Origin of the sequence: Bacillus sp. 0102A, assembly GCF_036765155.1 — a bacterium.
In the GTDB taxonomy this organism is placed as follows: Bacteria; Bacillota; Bacilli; order Bacillales; family Bacillaceae; genus Bacillus; species Bacillus subtilis_G.
Genome location: NZ_JBAIZW010000021.1, coordinates 1 through 1,496 on the forward strand (window position 1 = coordinate 1; position 1,496 = coordinate 1,496).

The 1,496-nt window shown below is 55.7% G+C and carries 1 protein-coding gene; it reads left to right on the forward strand.

Annotated features, from left to right (window positions below; genetic code table 11):
• Positions 1-1,496 (forward strand): condensation domain-containing protein (locus V6D41_RS21370; protein ID WP_333519566.1); only part of this gene is annotated, 1,496 nt, incomplete at both ends.

Here is a 1,496-nt window from a genome sequence, read left to right on the forward strand (position 1 = left end):
CGTGACAACGGTTCATTTTATTCCGGCTATGCTGAACAGCTTTCTGGATCAAGCGGAAATGTTAGCGCTCGGTGACGGGACAAGCCTGAAGCGTGTAGTCGCCGGAGGTGAACCGCTTGCGCCCCATACGGCGGCCCGTTTTGCTTCTTTATTGCCGCAAGTATCGCTGATCCATGGCTACGGGCCGACAGAAGCAACGGTAGACGCGGCATTTTACATGTTGGACCCTGAGCGAGACAGGGATCGCTTGCGGATTCCGATCGGGAAGCCTGTACCCGGTGCGCGTTTGTATGTTTTAGATCCGCATTTGGCCGTACAGCCTTGCGGTGTCGCCGGCGAATTGTACATTGCCGGAGCGGGTGTTGCCAGAGGCTATTTAAATCGGTCGGCATTAACGGAGGAGCGTTTTCTTGAGGACCCGTTTTACCCGGGTGAACGCATGTACAAAACCGGGGATGTGGCGCGCTGGCTCCCTGACGGGAATATTGAATTCCTCGGCCGGTTGGATGATCAAGTCAAAATCAGAGGCTACCGGATTGAGCCCGGAGAAATTGAAGCGGCGCTCAGAAGCATAGAAGGTGTAAGGGAGGCGGCCGTTACCGTACGGACAGACAGCGGCGAGCCGGAATTATGCGCTTATGCAGAAGGACTCGGAAGAAACGAAGTGCGGGCGCAGCTTGAAACGCTTCTGCCCAGCTACATGATCCCAGCTCATATGATAGAGATGGAAGAGTGGCCGGTTACGCCAAGCGGAAAGCTTGACCGAAAGGCCCTGCCAGCTCCTGACGGAGCGGCAGATGAAGAGACATACACGGCGCCGAGAAATGTGACAGAGATGAAGCTTGCCCAGCTGTGGGAGGACGTGCTGAAAAACGGACCTGTCGGGATTCACGACAACTTTTTTGACCGCGGAGGACATTCCTTAAAAGCCACCGCGCTTGTGTCCCGGATCGCCAAAGAATTCGATGTGCAGGTGCCGCTGAAAGATGTGTTTGCCCACCCGACGGTAGAAGGGCTCGCTTCTGTGATCCGTGAAGGAACGGACAGTCCATATGAAGCGATCAAGCCGGCGGAACAGCGTGAGATCTATCCGGTTTCCTCCGCCCAAAAACGGATTTATGTCCTTCAGCAGCTGGAGGAGGGAGGGACAGGCTACAATATGCCGGCTGTGTTAGAGCTGGAAGGGAAGCTGGATCCCGAAAGGCTGGACAGGGCTTTCCAAAAGCTGATCAAGCGCCACGAGTCGCTTCGGACATCCTTCGAACAGGACGAAGGCGGCGAACCGGTGCAGCGCATCCATGACGAGGTGCCGTTTACATTACAGACCGCAGTCCTCGGCGAACAAACCGAACAGGAAGCCGCAGCCGCGTTTATCCAGCCGTTTGACCTCACCCAAGCGCCGCTGTTCCGTGCCCAAATCGTACAGGTATCAGATGAGCGGCACCTGTTGCTGGTTGATATGCATCACATGATTTCAGACGGTGTTTCCGTCAACA